Here is a 2,294-nt window from a genome sequence, read left to right as displayed (position 1 = left end):
GACCATTTGGCCCGGCTCTATACCTTCGAGCCTTCCGATATCGAGATCATCGGCGCGCGACGGGAGCGACGGAACCAGTTGGGCGTGGCGCTGCAACTCGCGCTCCTGCGGCACCCGGGCATCACGCTTGCGCAGTTGATACAGGACAGGGGAGCAATACCCCATGATCTCGCCGCTTTCGTCGCGGAGCAACTTGGTCTGCACGTAACCGAGCTGGCCAACTATGCGGCGCGGGATCAGACAATGACGGATCATGCCCGTGAGCTGGCGGCGCGTTTGGGGCTTCGGGGGCCAACCCGCGCCGATATTCCCTTCATGGTCGAGGCGGCCGCGAGAACGGCATGGGCGACCGACAAGGGGATGACGATTGCGATGGGCGTGGTCACCGCCCTGCGCGAGGCCCGGATTTTGCTGCCGTCCATCTCCACCATCGAACGCGCCAGCAGCGCGGGACGTGCCCGCGCGCGCAAGCAGGCCGCCCACGCCCTGATCGCCGATCTCAGCGCCGAACAGGTCCAGGCCCTCGATCAGCTCTTCGACGCCGCCGGCGGCATGAGCCATCTCGCCTTGCTTAAGACCATCCCCGTCGCGGCCAAGCCCGATCACGTCCGCCAGATCCTCGACCGTCTGAGGCAGGTGCGGAAGATCGGCATTTCCCCCGACGTCGCGGGCCGCATCCACGCGGACCGATTTCGGCAATATGTCAGGGAAGGCCGTGCGTCGCCTGCCTATATGATCGAGCGCTATATTCCCTCCCGGCGACGCGCCACGCTCGTTGCCTTCCTGCTCGATCTTGAAGAACGGCTGACGGACAGCGCCCTGGAGATGGCGGACAAGCTGATCGGCGGCATCTTCACCCGCGCGAAGAACGCCCAGGCGCGCAGCTATGCCGCCACGTCGAAGAACGTGGCCCGGCTGATGCTGATCTTCCGCAGGACGATCGACGCGCTCACCGATGCAGTCGATACTGGCGAAGATCCTATGGAGGTCCTGGATGCCTCAGTAGGATGGCACACCCTCCTGAAGGCCAGACCGGAAGTGGCGACGATCGCGGAAACCGCCAATCTTGATCCGCTGAGGGTCGCGGCCGACCGCTATGCGACGTTGCGCAAGTTCGCCCCTGATCTGCTTGAAGCGCTACAGTTCAGGGCCGGAAAGGGCAGCGCGAAAACGATTGCCGCTATCGAGATGCTGCGCGACCTCAATAGGTCGGGCAAGCGCGATCTGCCTGCCGACGCTCCGATGCCCTTCCGCAAGGAATGGCAGAAAATCGTCATGGGCGATGACGGCAAGATCAATCGGCGGCTCTGGGAAATCGCGACTATCGCGCATCTGCGCAACAAGCTGCGCTCCGGTGATGTCTGGGTGGAACGATCGACGGGATACCGCCAGTTCGACAGCTACCTGCTAAGCGAACCGAAGGCCAAGCCGATCGTGTCGGCTCTTGGTCTGCCACCCACAGCCGGCGAATGGCTCGAACAGCGGGGCCGCGAACTGGACTGGCGGCTGAAGAAATTCGCCCGGAGCCTGAAGCGCGACGCTCTGGAGGGTGTGCGATACCGCGACGGCCGCCTCCAGATATCCCCCGTTCGCACGATCGCAACGCCCGACGCCGAAGCCCTGGCCGACCGGCTCGATGCGATGATGCCACGCATCCGTATCACCGAACTGCTACATGAGGTGGCGCAGGAAACTGGCTTTCTTTCGGCGTTCACCAACCTGCGCACCGGCGAGCTATGTCCCAATGAAAATGCGCTGCTCGCCACGATCCTCGCCGACGCCACCAATCTCGGCCTATCGCGCATGGCCGCCGCGAGCCAGGGCGTCACGCGCGATCAACTCCTGTGGACCCATGACGCCTATATCCGCGATGAAAGCTACCGCGCGGCGCTGACCGTCCTCATTAATGCGCATCACCGTCTGCCATTCTCGCGCGTGTGGGGCGACGGCACAACGTCCAGTTCCGATGGTCAGTTCTTCAGGGGCGCGAAGCGCGGCGCATCGGGCGGCGACATCAACGCGCGCTATGGCGTCGATCATGGCTTCAGCTTCTACACCCATGTTTCCGATCAGCGCGGGCCCTACCACGTCAATGTGATCTCGGCCGCCACGCATGAAGCGCCCTATGTCCTCGACGGCCTCATCAGCCATGGCACCGATCTCAGGATCGTCGAGCATTACACCGACACCGGCGGAGCGACCGATCATGTCTTCGCCCTGTGCGCGATGCTGGGATTTCGCTTCTGCCCGCGCCTGCGCGACTTTCCGGACAGGCGGCTTGCGCCGATCGCGCC

The 2,294-nt window shown here is 64.0% G+C and carries 1 protein-coding gene; it reads left to right on the top strand.

The genetic code is table 11. The features are described 5' to 3' along the window. The coding region (locus tag ACZ9HU_RS22480; protein WP_476108100.1) for a Tn3 family transposase at positions 1-2,294 on the top strand (2,294 nt) is incomplete at both ends.

Source organism: Novosphingobium sp. Sphag1I (genome assembly GCF_056279125.1).
Note: the sequence above shows the minus strand (reverse complement) of the source record. Positions and strands in the feature narration are given on the sequence as shown.